Source organism: Arthrobacter sp. KN11-1C, from assembly GCF_052180225.1.
GTDB lineage: Bacteria > Actinomycetota > Actinomycetes > Actinomycetales > Micrococcaceae > Arthrobacter.
In genome coordinates, this window is the sequence record NZ_CP197467.1 from 3,982,065 (window position 1) to 4,003,061 (window position 20,997).

General features: G+C 63.0%; 22 protein-coding genes and 1 tRNA gene. 10 read left to right on the forward strand and 13 right to left on the reverse strand.

Annotated elements, in window-relative coordinates; genetic code table 11:
* Positions 1 to 8: 8 nt before the first annotated feature.
* Positions 9 to 644 (reverse strand): uracil phosphoribosyltransferase, encoded by a 636-nt coding sequence (upp, locus tag ACSBOX_RS18545; protein ID WP_059388604.1) that lies wholly within the window; start codon positions 642 to 644, stop codon positions 9 to 11.
* A gap of 23 nt (positions 645 to 667) precedes the next feature.
* On the opposite strand from upp, the gene tadA reads away from it, so the two are divergent.
* From tadA to ACSBOX_RS18560, 3 genes are all read left to right on the forward strand, one after another.
* Entirely contained in the window at positions 668 to 1,177 is a 510-nt protein-coding gene (tadA, locus tag ACSBOX_RS18550; protein ID WP_442543773.1) for a tRNA adenosine(34) deaminase TadA, read from the forward strand.
* Positions 1,178 to 1,861: 684 nt separating this feature from the next.
* Positions 1,862 to 2,248, forward strand: coding sequence for a VOC family protein (locus ACSBOX_RS18555; protein WP_442543774.1), 387 nt, complete (start codon positions 1,862 to 1,864; stop codon positions 2,246 to 2,248).
* A complete protein-coding gene (locus ACSBOX_RS18560) occupies positions 2,245 to 2,520 on the forward strand; it encodes an acylphosphatase (protein ID WP_078106609.1) in 276 nt (91 codons plus the stop codon). Before ACSBOX_RS18555 ends, ACSBOX_RS18560 begins: the two co-directional genes overlap by 4 nt.
* A 29-nt stretch (positions 2,521 to 2,549) precedes the next feature.
* Here the strand turns inward: ACSBOX_RS18560 and ACSBOX_RS18565 are convergent, their stop codons facing one another.
* Genes ACSBOX_RS18565 through ACSBOX_RS18575 form a run of 3 tightly spaced genes read right to left on the reverse strand, consistent with a single transcriptional unit; the run spans position 2,550 to position 5,225 of the window.
* Entirely contained in the window at positions 2,550 to 3,761 is a 1,212-nt protein-coding gene (locus ACSBOX_RS18565) for a DNA glycosylase AlkZ-like family protein (RefSeq protein WP_442543775.1), read from the reverse strand.
* Positions 3,762 to 3,810: 49 nt separating this feature from the next.
* Positions 3,811 to 4,206 carry a 6-pyruvoyl trahydropterin synthase family protein gene (locus ACSBOX_RS18570; RefSeq protein WP_442543776.1) on the reverse strand — a complete coding sequence of 132 codons (396 nt, stop codon included), beginning with the start codon at positions 4,204 to 4,206 and terminating at the stop codon, positions 3,811 to 3,813.
* Positions 4,207 to 4,208: 2 nt separating this feature from the next.
* Positions 4,209 to 5,225, reverse strand: coding sequence for a zinc-dependent alcohol dehydrogenase (locus ACSBOX_RS18575; RefSeq protein WP_442543777.1), 1,017 nt, complete (start codon positions 5,223 to 5,225; stop codon positions 4,209 to 4,211).
* Between the two features lie 186 nt (positions 5,226 to 5,411).
* Between ACSBOX_RS18575 and ACSBOX_RS18580 the strand changes: the two genes are divergently transcribed.
* Positions 5,412 to 5,501 (forward strand) — tRNA-Ser (locus tag ACSBOX_RS18580).
* A gap of 61 nt (positions 5,502 to 5,562) precedes the next feature.
* On the opposite strand, the gene ACSBOX_RS18585 is transcribed toward ACSBOX_RS18580, so the two are convergent.
* Positions 5,563 to 6,696, reverse strand: coding sequence for a tyrosine-type recombinase/integrase (locus ACSBOX_RS18585; protein ID WP_442543778.1), 1,134 nt, complete (start codon positions 6,694 to 6,696; stop codon positions 5,563 to 5,565).
* Complete coding sequence (locus ACSBOX_RS18590) at positions 6,683 to 7,213, reverse strand: helix-turn-helix domain-containing protein (protein WP_442543779.1); 531 nt, start codon at positions 7,211 to 7,213, stop codon at positions 6,683 to 6,685. The genes ACSBOX_RS18585 and ACSBOX_RS18590 overlap by 14 nt, the downstream gene beginning before the upstream one ends.
* A 91-nt stretch (positions 7,214 to 7,304) precedes the next feature.
* Here ACSBOX_RS18590 and ACSBOX_RS18595 point away from each other — a divergent pair, with 91 nt between their 5' ends.
* The 5 genes from ACSBOX_RS18595 (at position 7,305) to ACSBOX_RS18615 (ending at position 10,287) form a co-directional block, all read left to right on the forward strand.
* A complete protein-coding gene (locus ACSBOX_RS18595) occupies positions 7,305 to 7,598 on the forward strand; it encodes a helix-turn-helix transcriptional regulator (protein ID WP_442543780.1) in 294 nt (97 codons plus the stop codon).
* A gap of 474 nt (positions 7,599 to 8,072) precedes the next feature.
* A complete protein-coding gene (locus tag ACSBOX_RS18600; protein WP_442543781.1) occupies positions 8,073 to 8,360 on the forward strand; it encodes a type II toxin-antitoxin system Phd/YefM family antitoxin in 288 nt (95 codons plus the stop codon).
* Entirely contained in the window at positions 8,357 to 8,650 is a 294-nt protein-coding gene (locus ACSBOX_RS18605) for a type II toxin-antitoxin system RelE family toxin (RefSeq protein WP_442543782.1), read from the forward strand. The genes ACSBOX_RS18600 and ACSBOX_RS18605 overlap by 4 nt, the downstream gene beginning before the upstream one ends.
* A 635-nt stretch (positions 8,651 to 9,285) precedes the next feature.
* A complete protein-coding gene (locus tag ACSBOX_RS18610) occupies positions 9,286 to 9,771 on the forward strand; it encodes an aldo/keto reductase (RefSeq protein WP_442543783.1) in 486 nt (161 codons plus the stop codon).
* Between the two features lie 66 nt (positions 9,772 to 9,837).
* Complete coding sequence (locus ACSBOX_RS18615) at positions 9,838 to 10,287, forward strand: DUF1931 family protein (protein ID WP_442543784.1); 450 nt, start codon at positions 9,838 to 9,840, stop codon at positions 10,285 to 10,287.
* A 715-nt stretch (positions 10,288 to 11,002) separates the two neighbouring features.
* On the opposite strand, the gene ACSBOX_RS18620 is transcribed toward ACSBOX_RS18615, so the two are convergent.
* Complete coding sequence (locus tag ACSBOX_RS18620; protein ID WP_442543785.1) at positions 11,003 to 11,653, reverse strand: DUF1345 domain-containing protein; 651 nt, start codon at positions 11,651 to 11,653, stop codon at positions 11,003 to 11,005.
* Between the two features lie 444 nt (positions 11,654 to 12,097).
* Here ACSBOX_RS18620 and ACSBOX_RS18625 point away from each other — a divergent pair, with 444 nt between their 5' ends.
* Positions 12,098 to 14,074, forward strand: coding sequence for an amino acid transporter (locus ACSBOX_RS18625; protein ID WP_442543786.1), 1,977 nt, complete (start codon positions 12,098 to 12,100; stop codon positions 14,072 to 14,074).
* 166 nt (positions 14,075 to 14,240) lie between these two features.
* Here ACSBOX_RS18625 and trxA read toward each other — a convergent pair whose 3' ends face one another.
* Genes trxA through dnaK form a run of 6 tightly spaced genes read right to left on the reverse strand, consistent with a single transcriptional unit; the run spans position 14,241 to position 20,984 of the window.
* On the reverse strand, positions 14,241 to 14,669 hold the full coding sequence (gene trxA / locus ACSBOX_RS18630; RefSeq protein ID WP_442543787.1) for a thioredoxin: 429 nt from the start codon (positions 14,667 to 14,669) through the stop codon (positions 14,241 to 14,243).
* Complete coding sequence (clpB, locus tag ACSBOX_RS18635; protein ID WP_442543788.1) at positions 14,666 to 17,302, reverse strand: ATP-dependent chaperone ClpB; 2,637 nt, start codon at positions 17,300 to 17,302, stop codon at positions 14,666 to 14,668. Before clpB ends, trxA begins: the two co-directional genes overlap by 4 nt.
* A complete protein-coding gene (locus tag ACSBOX_RS18640; protein WP_442543789.1) occupies positions 17,299 to 17,613 on the reverse strand; it encodes a chaperone modulator CbpM in 315 nt (104 codons plus the stop codon). Before ACSBOX_RS18640 ends, clpB begins: the two co-directional genes overlap by 4 nt.
* The gene (locus tag ACSBOX_RS18645) at positions 17,610 to 18,539 is read right to left on the reverse strand and encodes a DnaJ C-terminal domain-containing protein (protein WP_442543790.1); all 930 of its coding nucleotides are present in this window, start codon (positions 18,537 to 18,539) and stop codon (positions 17,610 to 17,612) included. The genes ACSBOX_RS18640 and ACSBOX_RS18645 overlap by 4 nt, the downstream gene beginning before the upstream one ends.
* Positions 18,532 to 19,077: a nucleotide exchange factor GrpE gene (locus ACSBOX_RS18650; protein ID WP_442543791.1), complete on the reverse strand. Its 546-nt coding sequence runs from the start codon at positions 19,075 to 19,077 to the stop codon at positions 18,532 to 18,534. The genes ACSBOX_RS18645 and ACSBOX_RS18650 overlap by 8 nt, the downstream gene beginning before the upstream one ends.
* An 8-nt stretch (positions 19,078 to 19,085) precedes the next feature.
* Complete coding sequence (gene dnaK / locus ACSBOX_RS18655; protein ID WP_442543792.1) at positions 19,086 to 20,984, reverse strand: molecular chaperone DnaK; 1,899 nt, start codon at positions 20,982 to 20,984, stop codon at positions 19,086 to 19,088.
* Positions 20,985 to 20,997 lie beyond the last annotated feature (13 nt).

The following is a 20,997-nucleotide window of genomic DNA, read 5'->3' on the forward strand; positions in this document are numbered from 1 at the left end:
CGGGCTCGCTAGCCAGCCACGCCGTAGAGGCGGTCTCCTGCGTCGCCGAGGCCCGGAACGATGTAGGCCTTCTCGTTGAGCCTCTCGTCGATCGACGCGAGCACGATCTTGACGTTGGCTTCGGAGAGCTCCTCTTCCAGCTTGGCCAGGCCCTCGGGGGCTGCGAGCAGGCAAATGCACGTGACGTCCGAAGCGCCGCGCTTGAAGAGGAACTTGATGGCTTCGCGCAGGGTGCCGCCGGTGGCGAGCATGGGGTCCAGCACGAAGATCTGGCGTCCGGTGAGGTCTTCCGGGAGGCGCTCGGCGTAGGTGATGATGTCGAGGGTCTCTTCGTCGCGGGCCATGCCCAGGAAGCCGACTTCAGCGGTGGGTACCAGCTTGGTCATGCCCTCGAGCATGCCGAGGCCTGCGCGCAGGATGGGGACCACCAGCGGCGTCGGCTTCGTGAAGGCGGTGCCGATCGCCTTGGTGACAGGGGTTTCGATCTCTACCGCTTCAGTCCTGACTTCGCGGGTGGCCTCGTAGGCCAGCAAAGTGACGAGTTCTTCGGTGAGTTGCCGGAAGACCGGGGAAGGAGTGTTCTTATCCCGCAGAACGGTGAGCTTGTGAGCGACCAGCGGGTGGTCCACGACGAGTGTGCGCATGACTCCAAAACTATCATTGAGGCATGAGCACCAACGAGCCTTATCACGCGGAGCACGCGGCCTGGATGGGCCTGGCCCTTGACGAGGCCCGGCGGGCGCTGGATACGGAGGATGTCCCGATCGGCGCCGTGGTCCTGGGGCCCGACGGCGGCGTGCTGGGAGCCGGGCGGAACGAACGGGAAGCGCACGGCGACCCAACGGCACACGCCGAGATCGTCGCGATCCGCCAGGCGGCAGCCGCCCTGCAGCGCCATGCACTTGAGCTCGGCGAAGGCGGAGACGGCTGGAGGCTCGAGGACTGCACCCTCGTGGTGACGCTGGAGCCGTGCGCGATGTGTGCCGGAGCCATTGTGCTGGCCCGGATTCCGCGGGTGGTCTTCGGTGCCTGGGATGAGAAGGCTGGTGCAGCCGGATCTGTGTTCGACATCCTGCGGGAACGCCGCCTCAACCATTGGGTGGAGGTCTACGCGGGCGTGCGCGAAGAGGAATGCTCGGCCCTGTTGCGCGATTTCTTCGCAACCCACCGGAAATAGCAGCTGCCCTCCGGATCGGGGGCGAAGGATTCTGCTCAATCATTCGAATGGACAAAACCTGTCCCCCTTGCAATCGCGCGGTGAACAACATCTGGAGTGGGGGATGATCCAGCAAAATCCAACGCAGGGCAGGCCATAGATCTCGAAAAGGGCTTTCGTGACCTACTTTGGGGCGGATTATGCGCAACACACCGCTGTCACGGCCTTGTCGTAGTCAGAAAGGCGTCGGGACGGGCGCACGGCCGCCCAATTTCTCGATCGGTCGTACAAGGGTGGCTTATATTGTGAGCTTCCGATTCCCCCGTCGCCATCTGCTTGGCATCCACGCGTGAGTTGTGAAGAACGCAAGCAAAAGCCATCCTGACACGAGCAGGGTATTGTCAGGTTCAAGTGGCGCGTAGGCGACACCTTCGACCACAGCTGGTGAAAAAGCGAAGACGTAGGCCAAGAAGAGAACTCCGAAACCAGTCCACCCCTGTCGAAGAAATTCGCGCTTACGAATCGTCCGCGGATCGGAGTACATCAACTCTGAATCGGGTGTTACAGGATGCTTCGGCGGGGTAGTGCCACCCGGGAGTGCGCTGCTCATGCCAACAATCATCCGCGACGCCTGCCCAAGCGCCCTTGAAATCCGCAGGTGTTGGACGTCAGATGGTCTCAGGCAGCACAGCTGAGGAGGACTTCATGACCGTCTCTTTCAACCACACCATCGTCTACGCAACGGACAAGCGGCGCTCCGCGGAGTTCCTGGCCAAGGTGTTTGGACTCCCGAAGCCGCAAGCCATGTGGTCCTTCATGACCGTGTCCTTTGAACACGGAGTAGCGCTCGATTTCGCCACAGCCGACCGGCCTATCGCTCCCCAGCACTACGCCTTCCTGGTCAGCGAGGAAGATTTCGACGGGATTTTCGCCCGGATCCAGGCCGAGGAAATCCCCTACTGGGCGGACCCGGCACGGTCCCGCCCCCAGCAGATCAATCACAACGACGGCGGACGCGGCGTCTACTTCGCCGATCCGGACGGGCATTTCCTGGAGGCGATCACGCGGCCGTATGGATCGGGTGCCGCATGAGCCACGTACGCGTCACGGCGATGGTGACCGGCCGCGTCCAGGGGGTCGGTTTCCGCTATTCGACCATGCACCAAGCCCGTTCGCTCGGACTGACCGGGGAAGCGGCCAACCAGTTGGACGGCTCGGTGCAGGTCATCGCTGAGGGTGATCGGGAAGCCGTCGATTCCCTGCTGGAATGGCTGCAGTCCCGGGAAGCCCCGGGCCGCGTGAAACACGTGGATGCCGCGTTCACACAAGCCACCGGCGAGTTCTCCGGATTCTGGGTGGACTGAAGCACCCCAAGCCGAGACCAGCGTCCGCCTTACGAGTTGGCACTGTCCAGGGCGTCGATGCGCTTCTGTCGCGAGGCCGCGGAGTCCAGGCTGAACGAGCGGAAATCCCCGAGGTCTTCGTGGATCCAGCTCTCCACCTCACTGATTCGCTGGGTGACGGCCGCGGTGGGCTTGTCGAATGTCCAGGCCGCGATCCGTTCCTTGCCCGGATCGTATTGCCACAGCCCGATGATCCGTCCCCGGTCCAGAATCGGGTGGTCTGACAGATCCGCCTGCAGCCCCAGGGTGCCGTCCAGGACCTTCCGGCCCCGATCCCCTTCAGCCAGCATGTCCGCGGAGTTCCTGCGCAACAGCACCAAAGAATCCGTCCCGGCCAGAAGCTGGATCTGTTCCTCCTGCGGCGCCTTGAACGCGGAAAGGTGCTCGACGTCGTCGGGCAGCATCCAGAGAGGCTCGCCTGCCGCCGTCGTCACTTCGACGGCGCCGACGGCGGTCAGCGCCGCCTTGCTCTGCGCCACAGTGAAGCCGGTAAGCCATTGGCTCTGCTTGAACGTCGCTCCGCCGGTCCAGCTCAGGTACCGTTCGATCAGGCGCGCGCGGGCGGCGTCGTCGTCGAGGGTACTGGGCGGCAGCGCCCATGACGTGTAGGCGTAGCGCTGCTGGTCGAGGCGGCCGTTGACGGGGACGCGGCGGATGCGGCCGTCGGCTTGCAGGAGGCCCAGCGCCGTGGGGAGGGTGGTGGACGCACCCTTTTTCTTGCCTTCTTCGCCGAGGCTGCGGACGGATTCGCCGAGCTCGTCCTTGAGCTGTTTGGGATCCATGGGGTCGCTGGATTCCATGAGGGTGTGCAGCACTTGCTCTTCGAGCAGGGTAATTTCTCCGCGTTCGACGCCGAGCCGGGCCAGGACCTTGAAGGGCGCCACCGCGGCGTCCCGGCCGACTTGGAGGCCCCACGCGAAGTCGTCCCGGCCGAGGACGTAGGTGCATCCGCGGGCTGTGGGAAGCTCGTGGATTCTCAGCTCGGCGACGTCCCGATCGACCTGTTCGCGGCGGATCCCGGCCCGGGCGAAGAGCGTGAGGTAGGGGTTGGCGCCGCCCACGGAGCGGGCCCAGCCGGCTCGGTCCAAGACTTCCTCGGACGTCTTGCCCGTGAGGGAACCGTCCAGGCCCTGCCTATGCCACGCCCAGGCGCGGAGGAGTTCGGGCGTGAGTGTTTGGGTGGAAAGCACAGCGGACGTCATGGCCCCATTCTGCACCGTTTGCCAGCCATCCGCGGCAGTCCGGCGCGAGCTACCGCCCGAAATCCAACGAGAAGCCAGCCCACGCGTCGGGATGTTCCCGGAGGAGGACGTCGACGCCGGCGAGCGCACCGCCGTCGTCGCTCTCGCGGACTTTCGCCGCAACCGCCTCAGCGATGAAGCGGGCCAGCACTTCCGTCGTCGTGAGTTGTCCGGCGAAGTCGGGGTGCTCGTCGAGGTTCTTGTAGTTCAAGCCGGCCAGCACCTCGTCCAGGATGGTTCCGGCCGCGCCGATGTCCAGGACGATCGCGTCGTCGTTCAGTGTTGCCCGGCGGAACGTCACCTCGGCCACGAAAGTGGCTCCGTGCAGTCCCTGCGCCGGGCCGAACGACTCCCGCGGAAGGCTGTGCGCGATCATGAAGTGCCGGCGGACGGTGAGGCTGAACATCGTCAGGCCTTCCTGGTTGCGGGGTAGTTGATGACTCGGCAAAGGTCGTCCAGTTCGCCGTTTTCCAAGGCTTGGAAGACGTCGGGGAGCTCCTCGAACTGCGACTCTCCCGTCAGGAAGGCATCGAACACCGGGTCCCGCAGCAGGGACACGGCCAGGTCCAGCCGCTCGCTCGAGGTGCGGCGGTGCCTGCGCGAACGTGCCACCACTCCCACCTGGCTGGCCCGGATGGAGAGGCGCCGGGCATGGAAGTCCTCCCCCAGCGGGAGGGAGACTTTCCGGTCCCCGTACCAGGAGAGCTCGATGACCTCCGCCTCGTCCCCGGCCAATTGCAGGCTACGGGCCAGCCCTTCATCCGTGGCCGAGCAGTGGAACACGATGTCGCAATCCTGCTTCGCGTTTTCCGGAAGGACGCACTCGACGCCTAGGGATTCGACGAACCCGCGCTTACCCGGATCAGTTTCCACCAGTTGCAGGCGTTCCAGCGGGAAGCTGCGCAACAGTGCCGCGGTCATGCCGCCTACCAGTCCGGCGCCGACGACGGCGATCCGGTCACCGAGGCGAGGCCCGGCCTCCCACAAGGCATTGACGGCGATCTCAGCGATGCCGGTGAGCACAGCCCGGCGGGCCGGCACGCCATCGGGTATTCGGGTGAGGGAGGTGAGCGGTACGACGTAGCGGTCCTGATGCGGATGCAGGCAGAAGACGTTCCGGCCGATCCAATCGTCGGGACCTTCTTCAACGACGCCGACGGACAGATACCCGAACTTCACCGGCGCTGGGAAATCCCCGGTTTGATGGGGCGCACGCATTTTCTTCGCAACCCGTGGAGGGACGTGCGCTTCATGGACTACGAGTTCCGTTCCCCTGCTGACCCCGGAGTACAAGGCCCGGACTTGAGCTTGACCCTGGGCTGGAGCCGGAAGGTCCTCGCTCCGGAGCTCGCCTTGGCATGGGCCGACGGTCCAGTAGGCCATGGCGGTTTGGGCGTTCTTCGATGGGGGCTGTGGGAAAGTCATCGTGCTTGCGAATCTAGTCCTGAGGCTCCGATTGGGGAAGGGATGATCGTTGGAGAGGGCTGACCTCCCGGGCCGCTCCGGCGGGGCCCGGGCGACCCGTCAGGCGCCGGCCGGGCTGACGTCCCGGGCCGCTCCGGCGGGGCCGTTTTGGGGAACAGGCCTCCACTCCGGTACCCTATTTCAGTTGGTGACGTGTCCGAGCGGCCGAAGGTGCAACACTCGAAATGTTGTTTGGTGTAAAAGCCAACGTGGGTTCAAATCCCACCGTCACCGCCACGTGAGAAGGCCCTGGTTCCCTTTGTTTACAAGGGAACCAGGGCCTTTCGCTTTGCCGGAATCAGGGTTTTGGGCACATTTTGGGCACATTCGCCAGGGACACTGCAAGGTCCAGGGCGTCCGAAACGCTGTCCAGGTCCCCGTCAAACAGGTCCGCATAGATGTCCAGGGTCATGGCTGCCGAGCTGTGACCGAGCATTCTTTGCACCGCTTTGACGTTGGCGCCCGCTGATACAGCAAAGCTCGCGGCTGAATGCCTGAGATCGTGAGGCGTGATTCGCGGCACTCCTGCTCTCTTCACGGCCCCTGCGAACCAGCTCATGTTGTCATCGTGCACGCGTGCGAGGCGAAGGTGGTGGCCGTTCTCGCCGGGAAACACGAGATCATTTCTGTCCTTGTTCTTACACTGCTGCGCCAGGGGCTCAGCGAGGAATCGCGGAAACGGCACGGTTCGTTTCTTGTGGTTCTTTGGCGTGCCTACTTCGATCACAGAGCCGACCTGAACCGCGTTTTCCTCAATCACGAATCGCCGCCGCAACATGTCCAGATGCTTGACTCGCAGGCCAGTAGCCTCTCCCCACCGCAAACCGCAGTAGGCAAGCACGAGAACCAGTGCCGGATATTTACTGGCTGCCGCGAGTGCATGCACTTGCTCGTGACTCAGGTAGACGTGCGGCTTCTTGATCTTGCGCGGCAAGGTTACGCCCCGTGCTGGATTACTCAATGTTCGACGGTCGCTCACGGCGTCATCCAGAATGGCCGCCAAGACTCCGTAAGCGCGGATTACAAGCGTTGCCCCCTTCGGTTTCCGGGGCGGGACAGCGCTCTGATCCCCCTTCGTCAAACTTGAGACCCATTGCTGTACATCTGTCTTTCGGATATCTGAGACTGCCGTACCGCCCCACACCGGCAGGACATGATTACGCCAAGCCGACTCCACGGGGCGCAATGAAGATGGCTTCAAATGGGTCTGCCGTGACAACCACGCGTCCCCAAGCGGACCGATCAGGGCCTTTGCGGCTGCCGCATCTATGAACTCCCCGCGGGCCTTGGATACCTCAACACTGGCGAGGAAAAGCTCGGCATCTCTCTTTGTCCTGAATCCACGTTTCTTGGTCTGTACCCGGTCAGGTTTCCGGTAGCGAACCTGATACCGGCGCCCGGCCCGTGTCTCATAAGGTTCAATAGTTGCCATCGCCGGATTGTTCTTTCGCTGCGTTCTGATCAACCAGAGTCTTGATAATCGCGCTGAGCTCGTCCACCCGTAAATTGAGGTCCTCGAACGTCACGGGACCGATTTTGGTATTCCCTGCCGGGATGAAGTCGGGGCGTAGCCCTCGTACGTAGTCATCACTGCCCACGTCGCCGTCGATCGGTGTTATGCCATCCGCCCATTCCCAAACCCGTACCAGGTCAGCCGGATCAGCTCCGGTGACGGCCACCGGTTCGTCGACCGACTTGGGAAACAACAGTGCATTTGGGTTCACGCCCAGGACTACCGCCAGGGCCACGAGATCATCAACATCAACCCGCCTAACGCCGGCCTCGATCTTCTGTATTCCGCTCGCGGAAATTTCGTGCCCGACGCCCCTTAGCCTTTGCTGAAGCTCCCGCAGGGTGACATTCCCCCGCAAACGCTTTAGGTTCCGAGCGACAGTCTTGCCGGTTGGGCCAATGTCATGTCCTCGCAACCGCTCTCCGCTATGTACCATATAAGAAACGATACACGCTATATAGACAACACTTCTAATACGGAACTGTGTATCTAATATGACGTGGATTTCGCGGAAGGGAATAGGCCTCATGGAATCGGAACTGCTGACCCCGGCAGAGCTGGCAGCCAAGCTTCACAAGACGGCGCCCGCATTGGCGCAATGGCGCTATAGAGGGATGGGCCCTAAGTTCGTGAAATTAGGCAGCGGCATCCGCTATCGCGCCAGCGATGTAGAGGCATGGCTTGACGCACAGACACGCTCCCAGACAGGCCAGGTAATCCCTAGGGTCCAGGAGCCGGTCTTTGGCGGCAGACGCTCGGCCCGTTCGCGTCTACCGAATCGGCCTGCGGATGGGCCCGGTGTGACTTCACCTCGTGGTTGACTTTGGGCCTAGAAGCATGCACGAACGCGGCCCGCCAACAGGTCGTGGAGCTGCCCGCCGTCGATCCTGCGGCCACGCGCACGCGCGTACACATGCCCGGGCGAGCGGGCCACGATCAGACCGGCGCCGTCGCGCGCACACGTCACCGACGTTTCGGCGGATGAACACTGCCTCCGCCGCTTGGCATCGCATCCCGGCCTCTCATGTTCGCCGTCCCCGCCGCTCAGTCAAGGGCGCCTCCGCGTCACTGCGTGATGGGCCTGCGGCCCACCCTTGACGGCGCGACAGGGACGGATACGACGGCCTTTATCGGGATGCGGGAACGACTGGGATGGCCCAAAGAGATCGCACAACAGGATCCAAGCGGAAACGCGAGGACACCGGCGCCTTGAACCTTGTTACCGAGGTCATCCGCTTCGCGGAAACATAGGTGTTCGATTCGACACAATCCGGATCAACCCGTACTGGAAGGCCTTGACCTGCGAACAACTGCTGGAGGCGTCCTATGTGGCCAAGGACAAGCTGTCCGCCCTCGTGGAGGAAGCAGACACGACGCACGAGATCATCCAGATCACCCGGCACGGGCACCCGTCAGCGGTGCTGATGTCCGCCGATGACCTGGAATCCCTGCAGGAAACCATCCACTGGCTCTCCCAGCCGGGCATCCGCAAAGACCTGGACCAGGCCCGGCGCGACATCGCCGGCGGCAACATGACCAGCGGCGCAGACCTCCGCCGTGAATTCGGGCTGCCGCCGTTGTGACCGACGCAGCATCCACCGGCACCGCCCAATGGAACGTCGAAGTCACCAGCCCGGCACTGAACAGTTTCCGGCGGCTGCCGGAGAAAGCAGCAACCGCCATCGTCGAATTCGTCACCGGAGCACTTGCCGAGAACCCCCACCGGCTGAGTAAACCCCTCACGAACGAACCCCTCGGACTCCGCACCGCCCGGCGCGGCGACTACCGGGTGCTATTCACCCTCGACACCGAAGAGCACACCCTCTACGTCCACCGCATCGAACACCGCTCCGACGTCTACAAGCCGCGCTAGACTCGCCATTTCGCCAGGGAACGATGAGGGCCGTCGTCCACATTGTGGGTGGCCGGAAATCTACTTCCATGCCATCACGGCTCGCAGCAGTCAAGCCCCTAACCTAGGGTGAAGGCCAATGAACTTCACCCTAGCCCCCAAAAATCCCGAAAAAACGACAAATTCCCGCTTTTGAACTTTGCATCCGCGAACGATAACTCTCCACTTCGAAACTTGGTTCCTGTGAAGACTATTTCGCTACCCAAAAAACTCGGCTCCAAACGCCGTGCGGCGTCGATCCCGAACTTAGCCATCTATCGTGTCCTGTTCCGGCGGAGTAGATTGAAGAAACACGCCGATGCCGGACAGGGTCACCGTCCGTGTAGTCAGCAGCACGGCCCGACCATCCGGCAGGTCAACCGGTGGGCCGCTTGGACCAGCGGCAGAAGTAAGCCCTTGCCGGGCAACCGGCACAGTGTTTCATTTGTTCCGGAACAACCGAGGCGGCGCGGTCTGCTGTAGTCCGGCGAGAAAAACGGGACGCGGTGCATCCCACTGAGGGAACGGGCATTTTCTGACGGGAGTTACGATGCGCGAGATACTTCTTCCGTCCGGCGAAGCTGTCCCAGTGCTCGGGGTCGGAACGTGGGAAATGGGTGAGTCCCCCGACAACGCTGCGTGCGATACGGCGGGCGATCCAGATGGCCTTGGACCTAAAGATGTCCGTGGTCGATACCACCGAGATGCATGGCAACGGCGCCGCCGAGGAACTCATCGGAAGGGCCGTGGCAGCACGCCGCCACGAAGCGTTCCTGGTCACCAAGGTCCTGCCGCATCACGCCACGCTGCGCGGAACCGTCGACGCTTGCGAGTGCAGCCTGCGACGCCTTGGATCGGACAGCATCGACCTATATCTGCTGCATTGGCCGGGCGTTGCTCCCTTGGCCGAAACGCTCGAAGCCTTCGAATACCTGCAGCGCGCCGGAAAGATCCGGCAATGGTGCGTGAGCAACCTCGATGTGGCGGCCCTGGAAGACCATGTTCAGGAATCCCACCGAACCCTCGACGTTCGGCTCATGCCCTGCGACCTGGATCGCGCCCATCCCCCGCCCACCCACAAACGTCTGCTCGAGGTGATCTAGGCGCCCCCTTCGGAACTCCATTCCGGGCGCACAGGTCCCATCCACACCACGTCAGGAGAACTAGCCATGGACCTCATGGGCATACCTCAGTTCAAACAATTCTTCCGTCAAGCGGCCAGCCTGGATATCGACAAGAATGACCTCCGGCGCTTTTACGACTTCGTCGGCGACAGAACCTACAAACTGCTCGTGCGGGCGGAAGCCGCAGCCAAGGCAAACGGCCGCGACATTATCGAGCCGCGCGACCTGCCCATCACCAAGGGCCTGCAGGAGTGCATGCACGCCTACCGCAAGATCGACCAGGCAGTTGAACTTGCGCCCATTTTGGCTAGGCTGACCCAGCTGCCGCCGCTTGACCTCGACTACAGCGAGGAGACGAGAGAGCAGCTCCCGCAGGTCTCAGGCGGCCTCGGCGTCGCCCTGGCTCGGTGCTTCCGTCTTCTCGACGACAAGGTTAAGAACCCCCAAACGACCCACTGGGATAAGGCCGAGCAGGTATTTGACCTCCTGCTTTAAAGCGGCTGGGCGCTTTGTCCATGGAGGCCGAGCGGATTCACGGAACCCCCGATTAACTCTTTGAAGGCCACCTCATTGTTAGCTTCGGAGCCCCTCCATGACCTGGGTCCGGCACCTCGTCCACGTCCCTTCCGAGAGGGTGATCGATGTGCCCCCAAAGGACTCGGTTTTCGACGCCGCGGATGCCTTCCACGCCAGTGCCGTCACTCTCGCTGAGCCGCACCGGGGTTTCGACTTCGAGGTCGCGGACCTGTTCTCACCCCCTACCTGCGGCGCTGATAGGCCAGCGCAAGACAGCCCCGGCAGCTGAGCCGCCCGCTGGTGTAGCCCTCGGGAGTCGTATCGCGCTGTTGATGGTTGACCCTCGGGCCTTTAGCTCTGCTACAGCGGCGAGCTCCGGGGAATCCGACTTGCTGCAGGAACGATCCGGGCCCGGACTTTGAGGTGGAGCTCGGCGTTTACTAAGCGGCGACCAAGGCCCCGAGGAACGCAACCGCCCGTAAGAGCCAGTGCCGCCAACCTCACGTCAACGCTGAGCGCCGCCGGACCGCAACGAAGCAGTCCGAATATCCCGGTTCGCTGCCCTTGAGTCGGCCCACCGGCCACTGTTGGGGCAGTCAACTCCGTGCCCGGTCACGGACAGGCATCATGGGCCACCGAAGGCCCCTGCTGAATATCGGGCAGCCAGGTCGCTCGGTTTCGGAGCTGGCGCCGATCAGTGGACCAGGCCCGCGACGAGATTGATCGCCGTGGCCAGCACGATGGCTCCCAACACATAGGAAAGCAGGGCCTGACGCAATGCGGCATACCGGATGGCGTCCGTGGTCAGGTCGGTATCGGAGACCTGATATGTCATGCCAATGGTGAAGGACAGGTACGCGAAGTCCGCGTATTTGGGCGGATTCTTCTTGTTGAAGTCCACACCGTCCTTAGCGAGGTAATAGAGAGTGGCGTAGCGAAGTGTGAAGAGAGTGTGGACCAGGAGCCAGGAGAGTGCGACACTGCCCAGGGCAACGCCAATGATGATCGCTTTCGTTCCCCCCTCCGCAGGAGCTGCCTCCAGCAGGATGAGCGCAACGCCCCCGAAACTACCCATGGTGGCCCCCAGGACGAGAATGTCGGAGGCGAACCGGCCGGGATCCTCCCGGAGCGCATGGGCAGAGGTTTCCGCCGCATCAAGGCGCCCGATCACGGACCAGACCCAGACCAGGTAGATCAGCGACGCGGCCGCCCACCCTAGAGCCGGGGCATAGGCCCAGGACCCCAGAAACCCCACCGCAACGGCCACGGCCAGCCCACCGGCTGCCATCACCGCCAGCCGAACCTGAGTGCTATTAACCGGGGAACTGTAACTACGGGTACTCACGACCTGGGCCCCTCCGAATCGAACAGCTGAACCCGGGCCGCAACGGCCGCAGACACCACACCGTTCGCCGAGCGGCGTCCGGGCTGCAGGAGCTGGGCACAGTCGCTTCCAAAGATGAGCGTCATTCCTACCCCCACCCACCGCATAAGCCTTCCCATGCCTCCATTATCGGGCTTATCCGGTAGCCGTTGGCGGTTGTCCTGAAGGGGCGTTGAGAGTGGATTGGTCCCATAGATTGTTGAGGACGGGTTTATCCGGTAAGTCTTTAACCACCCGTAGATTTCACCTTTCAGGCGGCGTGTCGTTTCTCGATGTGCTGATCTCCGTTTCCGAGTCATGGACGTTAAGGATCCATCAAGATCGGCGCCAGCCGGGAAAAGGCGCGCAGTCGGTGCTAACTTCGGCAATGACGGCGGTGCTCCGCTTCGTGCGGAAAGGAAATCCATGACCACGTTGAGCAGGCCACCGGCCGATCCTTCGGCGCCACGGCCCGGGGCCATGGCGTCTTTGAGGATCTGGCTGCTGTTCGGGCTGCAGGATGCCAAAGGAGTCCACCAAGGCCCCGGCGCGGTCGGCCATCCCCATCTGAAGAAGCATTCGTGGTGGCAGGTCATGTGCCTCACCGGCGTCGACTATTTCTCCACACTCGGCTACCAGCCGGCCATCGCAGCACTGGCCGCGGGAGTGATCTCCCCCCTGGCCACCATCGTCCTGGTGGCCGTCACCTTGCTCGGCGCTTTGCCGATCTACCGTCGCGTGGCAGGAGAAAGCCACCGCGGCGAGGGGTCCATCGCCATGCTCGAGCGGCTTATGCCCCGCTGGGGCGGAAAGCTCCTCGTCCTCGTTCTCCTCGGATTCGCCGCGACAGACTTCATGATCACAATTACCCTCTCGGCCGCGGACGCCACGGCCCACCTGATACAGAACCCGATAGCACCCGGTTGGCTGCAAGGACAGAACATCCTCGTCACCTTGTTCCTACTGGCGCTGCTGGCCGCGGTGTTCCTGAGGGGATTCAAGGAAGCGATCGGCGTCGCCGTCACCCTTGTCATCCTGTACCTGGGGCTGAACGCTGTGGTAGTCGTCGTGACGCTGATGGAGGTGTTCACCCACACCATTGCAGTCGTTGAATGGTGGCGGGCACTGTCTACCGCACATGGCAGCCCGCTCATGGTGATCGGCATTGCCCTGCTCGTCTTTCCCAAACTCGCCCTTGGGCTGTCCGGTTTCGAGACCGGAGTCGCCGTGATGCCCCAGATCCGCGGCTACGAAACAGACACCGAGGAAAACCCCGTCGGACGGATCAAGGGAACCCGCCGGCTCCTGACAACAGCCGCGGTCATCATGAGTGCCTTCCTGATCACTACCAGCTTCATCACTGTTGTGCTGATTCCAGAGAAGGAATTCCAGCCCGGCGGCCAGGCCGATGGACGCGCCCTGGCATTCCTGGCGCACCAATATCTCGGCGTAGGGTTCGGCACTGTCTACGACCTCAGCACCATCGCCATTCTCTGGTTTGCGGGCGCCTCCGCCATGGCCGGCCTGCTGAATCTGGTCCCACGGTACCTGCCCCGTTATGGAATGGCACCGGGGTGGGCCCGGGGGGTGCGCCCCCTGGTGCTCGTGTTCACCCTCATCGGGTTCCTGATCACATTCCTTTTCAACGCCGACGTCGACGCCCAGGGTGGTGCGTACGCGACCGGGGTGTTGGTGCTGATGACTTCCGCCGCCGTGGCGGTGACCCTCTCCGCGCGCCGCTTGAGGCAGCGCAAGCGCACGGTAGGGTTCGGCGTCATCGCCATAGTGTTTATTTACACCACCATTGCCAACATCTTCGAACGTCCCGAAGGCATCCGGATCGCTGCGATCTTTATCGTGGGGATCATCGTCATCTCCCTGCTTTCCAGGATCCGGCGCTCCTTTGAACTGCACGCCACCCACGTCCATCTGGACCGCCAGGCGCTCGAGTTCCTGTCCACCAACCCGAGCGGCCCGATTGCGCTCATCGCCCACGAGCCCCTCTGTCTCACCGCGGAGGCCTACCGGGACACACTCACCTCGGCGATCGAAGTCAGCCACATTCCGGTGGATTACCAGGCGCTCTTCCTCGAAGTGATCGTGGACGATTCCTCCGATTTCGAAACCGCGCTTGAAGTCCGCGGCATCACCCGGCACGGATACAAGATCCTGGAAGTCCATGGGCCGGTGGTCCCCAACACCATCGCTTCGGTGCTGCTGCACATCCGCGACGTAACGGGTCGGATGCCGCACATCTACTTCCGCTGGACCGAAGGCAACCCGATCATCAATCTCCTGAAGTTCCTATTCCTCGGCGAAGGCGAGATCGCCCCGGTCACCCGGGAAGTCCTGCGTGAAGCCGAACCCGATATCACCCGCCGGCCCTGGGTGCATGTCGGCTGAGCATCCAGGACGGCCGTCATTAGACCGTGCGCGATACCAATGGTCAAAGTTTCGTCTATTGGCACGGATTTTGGTCCGACAACTCTCCCGGGATTCTCAACTCATTGGAAACGGGGACACCCGGTCCGTAGGGGACGGTGGCGGAAATCGCCGCCTACAGTTTTTATCATTTCGTGAGTGCACCCTCCAGCCAGGACCTCAGTGCGGCGGCAGGAGCTGCGCCGGCCTGCCGCGCGACGATCTTACCGTCCACGATGATCATCAATGTTGGCACTGCCTGAATGGCGAATCTGGCGGAGAGTTGCGGTGAGTGGTCCACGTCGACCTTTACGAGTTTGATCTGTCCCGCGCGCTCGTGTGCCAATTGGTCCAGCACGGGGCTCACCATTCGGCAGGGTCCGCACCACACCGCCCAAAAGTCCACCAGTACCGGAACCCCGGACCGTTCCGCGATCTCGCCGAAGTCGTCGTCGCCCGCCACAACGACCCAAGGCAACTCGCGGTGGCAATTCCCGCAGCGTGGCCGGCCGTCGGCGACGGCCGGCACGCGGTTGGATTTGCCGCAATGCGGACATTGGATGATGGCCTTGTTCATGCGGCTCCGGCCCCTTCCAGCTCCATTGTGCTGTAGTCAACCACTAGTTCCCCTCCGGATGCAGTGACCGTGACAACCCCTCCCTCCGCGATGCTGCCACGCAGCAGGGCCCGCCCTACCTGCGTTTCCACCACATGGGAAATATAGCGGCGCAAGGGCCTAGCTCCGTAGACCGGATCAAAGCCGCGTTCGGCTATGAGAAGGCGCGCCTCATCGCTCAGGTGTAGTTCTATTTGCTGCTCGGACAGCCGTTGCCGCAGCTGCTGGAACTGCAGATCAACGATGCGTTCGATTTGCGGCAGCCCCAAGGGCGCGAACAGGACCGTGTCGTCCACGCGGTTGAGGAACTCGGGACGGAAGTACGCCCGGAGCTCACTCATCACCCTGCCGCGCGCTTCCTCGGTGATCGCCCCGCCTTCGGCCGAACCCTCCAGAAGATACTGGGAGCCGATATTGGAGGTCATAATGATGACGGTGTTGCGGAAATCGACGGTGCGGCCCTGCGAGTCCGTAATCCTTCCATCGTCGAGCACCTGCAGCAACGTGTTGAAAATGTCCGGATGGGCCTTTTCCACCTCATCGAACAGCACCACCGAGTACGGCTTCCGGCGTACCGCTTCCGTGAGCTGTCCTCCTTCGTCATAACCGATGTAACCAGGAGGGGCCCCCAGCAGTCGGCTCACGGTGTGGCGCTCCTGGTACTCACTCATATCCAGCCGGATGATTGCGTTCTCACTGTCGAAGAGCGCTGCAGCCAGGGCCTTTGCAAGTTCGGTCTTCCCGACGCCCGTCGGGCCGAGAAAGATGAAGGAGCCGATGGGCCGGCGGGGATCGCGGATACCGGAACGGGCGCGGATGATGGCGTCCGAGACCGCGCTGATCGCTTCTTCTTGCCCGACGACGCGTGCGCGCAGGATTTCATCCAGGTGCAGGACTTTTTCACGTTCGCCCTCCTTCAGCCGTGCGACCGGTATGCCTGTCCAAGCCGCGACGATGTCGGCGATCTCGTCCTCCGTCACCACCTCGCGGAGCAGGCGCTTTTCACCTTGTTTCGCGGTCAGCCGTTCCTCCTCGGCGGCCAGCCGCCGTTCGAGGTCCGCAAGCCTGCCGTAGCGGAGCTCCGCGGCCCGGTTGAGGTCGTAGTTCCGCTCGGCTTCCTCGGCGTCCTGCCGCACGCGCTCCAGTTCACTGCGGATTTCCTGCAGCTTGTGAATCGCTTGGCGCTCGGCTTCCCATTGGGCCCTCTTCGAATCAGTCTCGGCCCGCAGGTCCGCCAATTCACGCCGCAACTCCTTGAGCCGGGTCTTGCTTGCCGGATCGGTCTCCTTCGAGAGTGCCGCTTCCTCTATTTCGAGCCGCGTGACCTTTCGGGTGAGTTCATCCAGTTCCGCCGGCATCGAATCAATTTCCGTCCGCAGCCTGGCGCACGCCTCATCCACGAGATCAATGGCCTTGTCCGGAAGGAACCGGTCAGTGATGTACCGGTGGGACAGGGTAGCCGCAGCCACCAGAGCACTGTCCTGGATCCGTACGCCGTGGAAGACCTCAAGCCGTTCCCGCAGCCCGCGAAGAATGGAAATGGCGTCCTCGACGTCGGGCTCGTCAACCGTGACCGGCTGGAAGCGGCGTTCCAAAGCCGCATCGGACTCAATGTGTTTGCGGTATTCGTCGAGGGTGGTGGCGCCGATCATGTGCAACTCCCCGCGGGCCAGCATTGGCTTCAGCATGTTCCCGGCATCCATCGACCCCTCTGACGCGCCCGCCCCGACGACGGTGTGCAACTCGTCAACGAAGAGCAGGATCCTGCCTTCTGCCGCCAGCACCTCGGACAGCACCGCCTTCAGCCGCTCCTCGAACTCGCCACGGTACTTGGCACCGGCCACGAGAGCGCTCATGTCGAGGGAGAAGATGGTCTTGTTCTTCAGCCCTTCCGGCACATCCTGCCGGACAATCCGCTGGGCCAGTCCCTCGACTATGGCGGTCTTGCCGACTCCAGGCTCGCCGATGAGCACCGGATTGTTTTTGGTCTTTCGCGAAAGTATCTGGACGACCCGCCGGATCTCCGCGTCGCGGCCGATGACCGGATCCAGCTTTCCGGTGCGGGCGTCCGCCACCAGATCGCGGCCGTACTTCTCCAGCGCCTCGTAAGTCTGCTCCGGAGTTGCCGAGGTAACGCGCTGATTCCCCCGTACCTGGGTCAGGACCGACAGGAATGCCTCACGAGTGATCCTATGTTCAGCCAGCACCCTTCCGGCCGCAGTCGACCGCCCCTCCTCCGCCAAGGCCACGAACAGGTGCTCCACCGAGACATACTCGTCTTTCAGTCGCTTGGCCTCACGTTCGGCGGCGTCCAAGAGTGCGCCCAGCCTGCGGCTCACATACACCTGACCCGGTGCCGCTCCCGGGCCCGTGACCTTCGGCATGCGTCTCAGTACGGCCTCGACGGCAGCCGTCAGCCCATCCACATCCACCTGCATGCCCACGAGCAGGCGCGGGACAAGGCCACCTTCCTGCTCCAGCAGGGCCAGCAGCAGGTGTTCGCCGTCGGTCTCAGTGTGCCCATTGCGTTCGGCTATCCGTTGAGCCTCCGCCAAGGCCTCCTGCGATTTTTGCGTCAAACTCTCCATATTCATCGTGAAGCAGTCCCTTCGACCTGCGTGATTTCAACCAAGCGTCGTTCAAGCGAGTCAACCCGCACCAACAGATCGAGTACCAGCGGGATTGCCGCGTAGTTCAGCGACAGCTCCGAATGGAGTCGCATGACACGCGCTATGAGTTCCGGGGCCTTCGGGCTGAACCAGGGTCCACCCGGCGCATCGCCCAGCGGCCGGATCAGATCCAGATCTACGAACCGCATGACGACGTCGGGGTGCACGCCGCTGCTGCGTGCCACTGCCTCGAGATTCAGGCGCCACGGGTAGGCCAGCGCATACACTTCGCTCATCGCTCCTCCCTCGGATTGAAGTCGGAGACGCTGCCGATTTTCTCGTACAGTTTGCGCTCCTCTTTGCTAAGGCTCGGGGGCACCATGATCTTGATCTCCGCATACAGGTTCCCCGGTAATCCCCGCGGGTTTGGCATGCCCTGCCCTCGCAGCCGCAGCCTGCGGCCGCTGGAGGAGCTGCTGGGCACGGTGATTGTCACCGTCCCGGCTGGCGCCTGGGTCTTGATCTTGGCCCCGAGTGCTGCCTCCGAGGGCGTCACCGGAAGGTCGACGTAGATGTCCCGTCCCTTGAGGCGGTACCTGGAGTCGGGCTGGATCCGCATGGTCAGTAGGAGGTCGCCCTGTGGGCCCCCTTCCCGGCCCGGACCGCCTTGCCCCGCCAGACGGATACGCTGCCCATCCAGCACACCGGGGGGCACGTCGACGACATAATTACTGGTCGCGCCGTCGGGCTGAGCCAGCCTTACGGTGCGCTTTCCGCCGCGGACAGCTTCCTCCAGGGTCAGCCATAGCTCGGCTTCGTGGTCTGTACCCTGGGCCGGCCCCCCTGCCTGTTGCCGGAACCAGCCACCGAGCAGATCTTCCCAATCGACGTCGCCTCCCATATCGACTTCGACGTTGCCATATCCGCCGCGCCCCGGGCGTGCGCCCGCGCGGGGACCCCAACGCCCGCCATTGCCCCCCGGGCCGGCGCCGCTGCTGGCGTAATGTCGATAGTCGGACCCAAAACGGTCATAGCGCGCCCTGGTTTCGGGATCCGACAAGGTGTTATACGCCTCGCCGATCTCCTTGAACTTGTCGGCGGCATCCGGCTCGCGGTTGACGTCCGGATGGTATTTTCTTGCCAGCTTGCGGTAGGCGCGCTGGATTTCGTCGGGCTTCGCTGTGCGCTGGACGCCGAGAACCGAGTAGTGATCCTTAGCCACGGTCCGGGGTCACCGCCCGACTCACCACAACGGAGGCTGGCCTGAGAGTGTTGTCCGGGCCACCGTAGCCAGGACGCAGGACGCTCACCAGGGTCCCCGGGGGAACGTCGTCAGTTTCCACCACGCTGACAACCTCATGGACCCGTGGATCGAAGGGGACATTCTCGGCGTCGATGCGGGGGTAGCCCAGCCGCGCCAAGGTATCTATGGCCTGTTTCCGGATTGACGCTATGCCCTCCACGAGGGGGTCCTGCGCACCCGCCGGCGCGTGGGCCAAGGCCAGTTCCAGATTGTCCAAGATCGGTAACCATGCCAAGGAAACCGCAGCGCGCTCCTGTGCTCTTAGCTGTGCGCCGTCCCGGACGGCGCGCTTTCGCAGGTTGACGTTGTCGGCCAACGCGCGACGCCACTGGTCCTCCATTTTGGCCAGTGCGTCCGCGTGTTCTGCCGCTTCGGTTTCCTTTTCATCGGGTGCGATGGCCGCTTCCTGGTCACTTCCTGGGTGGGCCTGTCCAGCCGGCCCTACCTGGTCGCTCATCGCCGTTCCTAGCCACGATCGAATTCTGCATCGACGATGTCATCGTCATCTACAGCGTTGGAGGCTCCTGGCTGAGATACGGCTCCCTGGTCCGCCCCTGCAGCGGCCGCGGAGGCGGCCGATGCAGTGAGTGCCGCCTGCAGCTGCTGAAGTTCCGAGATGAGTTCCCTCGCGGCGGAGACCTCCGCCTGATTACTGACGGCGTCGCGCGCCTGGCCAACCAGCAGTTCCGCCCGGGCCTTGTCGTGGGTCGGGACCGCGTCACCGAGTTCGTTCACTGTCCGCTCGACACGGTAGGCCACCGCATCGAGCTCGTTGAGCGTGTCGATCCGCTCGCGGTTCTGCAGGTCCTCGTTCCTGTGAGACTCGGCCTCGGAAATCATGCGCTCGACTTCCTTGGTGTCAAGGTTGGAGCCTTCGCTGATGGTGATGCCTTGCTCCTTGCCCGTGTCCTTGTCGCGCGCGGTGACGTTCAGGATGCCGTTGGCGTCGACGTCGAAGGTGACTTCCACCTGCGGTTCGCCGCGTGGTGCCGGACGGATATCGCCCAGTTGGAAGCGTCCCAGCACGCGGTTGTCCGCAGCCAGTTCACGCTCACCCTGCAGGACCACGACGTCGACGGCGGGCTGGTTGTCCTCCGCTGTGGAGAAGACTTCACTCCGTCGGGCGGGGATGGTCGTGTTGCGTTCGATGATCTTGGTCATGACGCCGCCACGGGTCTCGACACCCAGAGAAAGTGGTACGACATCGAGAAGGAGGACATCGGACACCTCGCCCTTGAGCACGCCGGCCTGGATCGCAGCACCGATTGCCACGACTTCATCCGGATTGACGCTCATATTCGGCTCTTTACCGCCCGTCAGCCGCCGCACGAGGTTCTGTACCGCAGGAATGCGGGTGGAGCCGCCGACCAAAATCACTTCGTCGATGTCATTGGCGGTGACTTTGGCGTCCGTCATTGCCTGCTGCACCGGCCCCATGGTGCGCTCGACGAGGTCGTGCGTGAGGTCCTCGAAGACTGACCGCCGGATGCTGCTGGTCAGGTGCTTTGGACCCGTTGCGTCGGCCGTAACAAAGGGGAGATTCACCTGTGTCTGGGTGACAGAACTGAGCTCAACCTTGGCCTTCTCGGCCGCCTCGAACAGGCGCTGCAACGCTTGGGGGTCGTTGCGGAGGTCGATTCCGTTCTCCTTGTGAAATTCATCAGCCAGGTAGTCGACGAGACGGCGGTCAAAATCGTCGCCGCCCAAGTGTGAGTCGCCCGCGGTCGAGCGGACCTCCACCACCCCGTCGCCGACATCCAGCAGGCTCACGTCGAAGGTTCCGCCGCCCAGGTCGAACACCAGCACAGTCTCATGCTCACGTTTGTCAATGCCGTAGGCCAAGGCCGCTGCGGTGGGTTCGTTGATGATGCGCAGGACTTCCAGACCGGCAATCTTGCCTGCGTCTTTGGTCGCGGTGCGCTGTGCGTCGTTAAAGTACGCGGGAACCGTAATGACGGCCTCGGTCACTTTTTCGCCCAGCTGCTTCGCGGCGTCGTCCACTAGCTTGCGGAGAACGAGGGCACTCACCTCTTCGGGTGCGACTTTCTTACCCTGAACCTCAAAACGCGCCACACCGTTGTCGTCCGCTACGACGTCGAAACTCACGGCCTTGGCCTCATCCGTGATCTCATCATAGTGTCGGCCGATAAACCGTTTGGCTGACGTGATGGTTCCCTTGGGGTTGAGAATCGCCTGCCGTCGGGCCAGTTGCCCCACCAGCCGTTCCCCGCTGTCCGTGTACGCCACAACTGAGGGAGTGGTCCGGGCTCCTTCCGCGTTTGGTATGACGCGGGCTTCCCCGCCTTCCCACACGGCGATCACCGAGTTGGTTGTTCCGAGATCAATTCCTACTGCTTTGGCCATCACTCACTCCGGT

Bases quoted from the DNA above. Each gene is read 5' to 3' on its own strand.
- tadA (WP_442543773.1), top strand. From the start codon at position 668: ATGAGCACCAACGAGCCTTATCACGCGGAGCACGCGGCCTGGATGGGC.
- ACSBOX_RS18555 (WP_442543774.1), top strand. From the start codon at position 1,862: ATGACCGTCTCTTTCAACCACACCATCGTCTACGCAACGGACAAGCGG.
- ACSBOX_RS18585 (WP_442543778.1), bottom strand. From the start codon at position 6,696: ATGGCAACTATTGAACCTTATGAGACACGGGCCGGGCGCCGGTATCAG.
- upp (WP_059388604.1), bottom strand. From the start codon at position 644: ATGCGCACACTCGTCGTGGACCACCCGCTGGTCGCTCACAAGCTCACC.
- trxA (WP_442543787.1), bottom strand. From the start codon at position 14,669: ATGAACAAGGCCATCATCCAATGTCCGCATTGCGGCAAATCCAACCGC.
- ACSBOX_RS18650 (WP_442543791.1), bottom strand. From the start codon at position 19,077: ATGAGCGACCAGGTAGGGCCGGCTGGACAGGCCCACCCAGGAAGTGAC.
- ACSBOX_RS18595 (WP_442543780.1), top strand. From the start codon at position 7,305: ATGGAATCGGAACTGCTGACCCCGGCAGAGCTGGCAGCCAAGCTTCAC.
- ACSBOX_RS18575 (WP_442543777.1), bottom strand. From the start codon at position 5,225: ATGACTTTCCCACAGCCCCCATCGAAGAACGCCCAAACCGCCATGGCC.
- ACSBOX_RS18560 (WP_078106609.1), top strand. From the start codon at position 2,245: ATGAGCCACGTACGCGTCACGGCGATGGTGACCGGCCGCGTCCAGGGG.
- dnaK (WP_442543792.1), bottom strand. From the start codon at position 20,984: ATGGCCAAAGCAGTAGGAATTGATCTCGGAACAACCAACTCGGTGATC.
- ACSBOX_RS18570 (WP_442543776.1), bottom strand. From the start codon at position 4,206: ATGTTCAGCCTCACCGTCCGCCGGCACTTCATGATCGCGCACAGCCTT.
- ACSBOX_RS18565 (WP_442543775.1), bottom strand. From the start codon at position 3,761: ATGACGTCCGCTGTGCTTTCCACCCAAACACTCACGCCCGAACTCCTC.
- ACSBOX_RS18590 (WP_442543779.1), bottom strand. From the start codon at position 7,213: ATGGTACATAGCGGAGAGCGGTTGCGAGGACATGACATTGGCCCAACC.
- ACSBOX_RS18615 (WP_442543784.1), top strand. From the start codon at position 9,838: ATGGACCTCATGGGCATACCTCAGTTCAAACAATTCTTCCGTCAAGCG.
- ACSBOX_RS18625 (WP_442543786.1), top strand. From the start codon at position 12,098: ATGACCACGTTGAGCAGGCCACCGGCCGATCCTTCGGCGCCACGGCCC.
- ACSBOX_RS18640 (WP_442543789.1), bottom strand. From the start codon at position 17,613: ATGAGCGAAGTGTATGCGCTGGCCTACCCGTGGCGCCTGAATCTCGAG.
- clpB (WP_442543788.1), bottom strand. From the start codon at position 17,302: ATGAATATGGAGAGTTTGACGCAAAAATCGCAGGAGGCCTTGGCGGAG.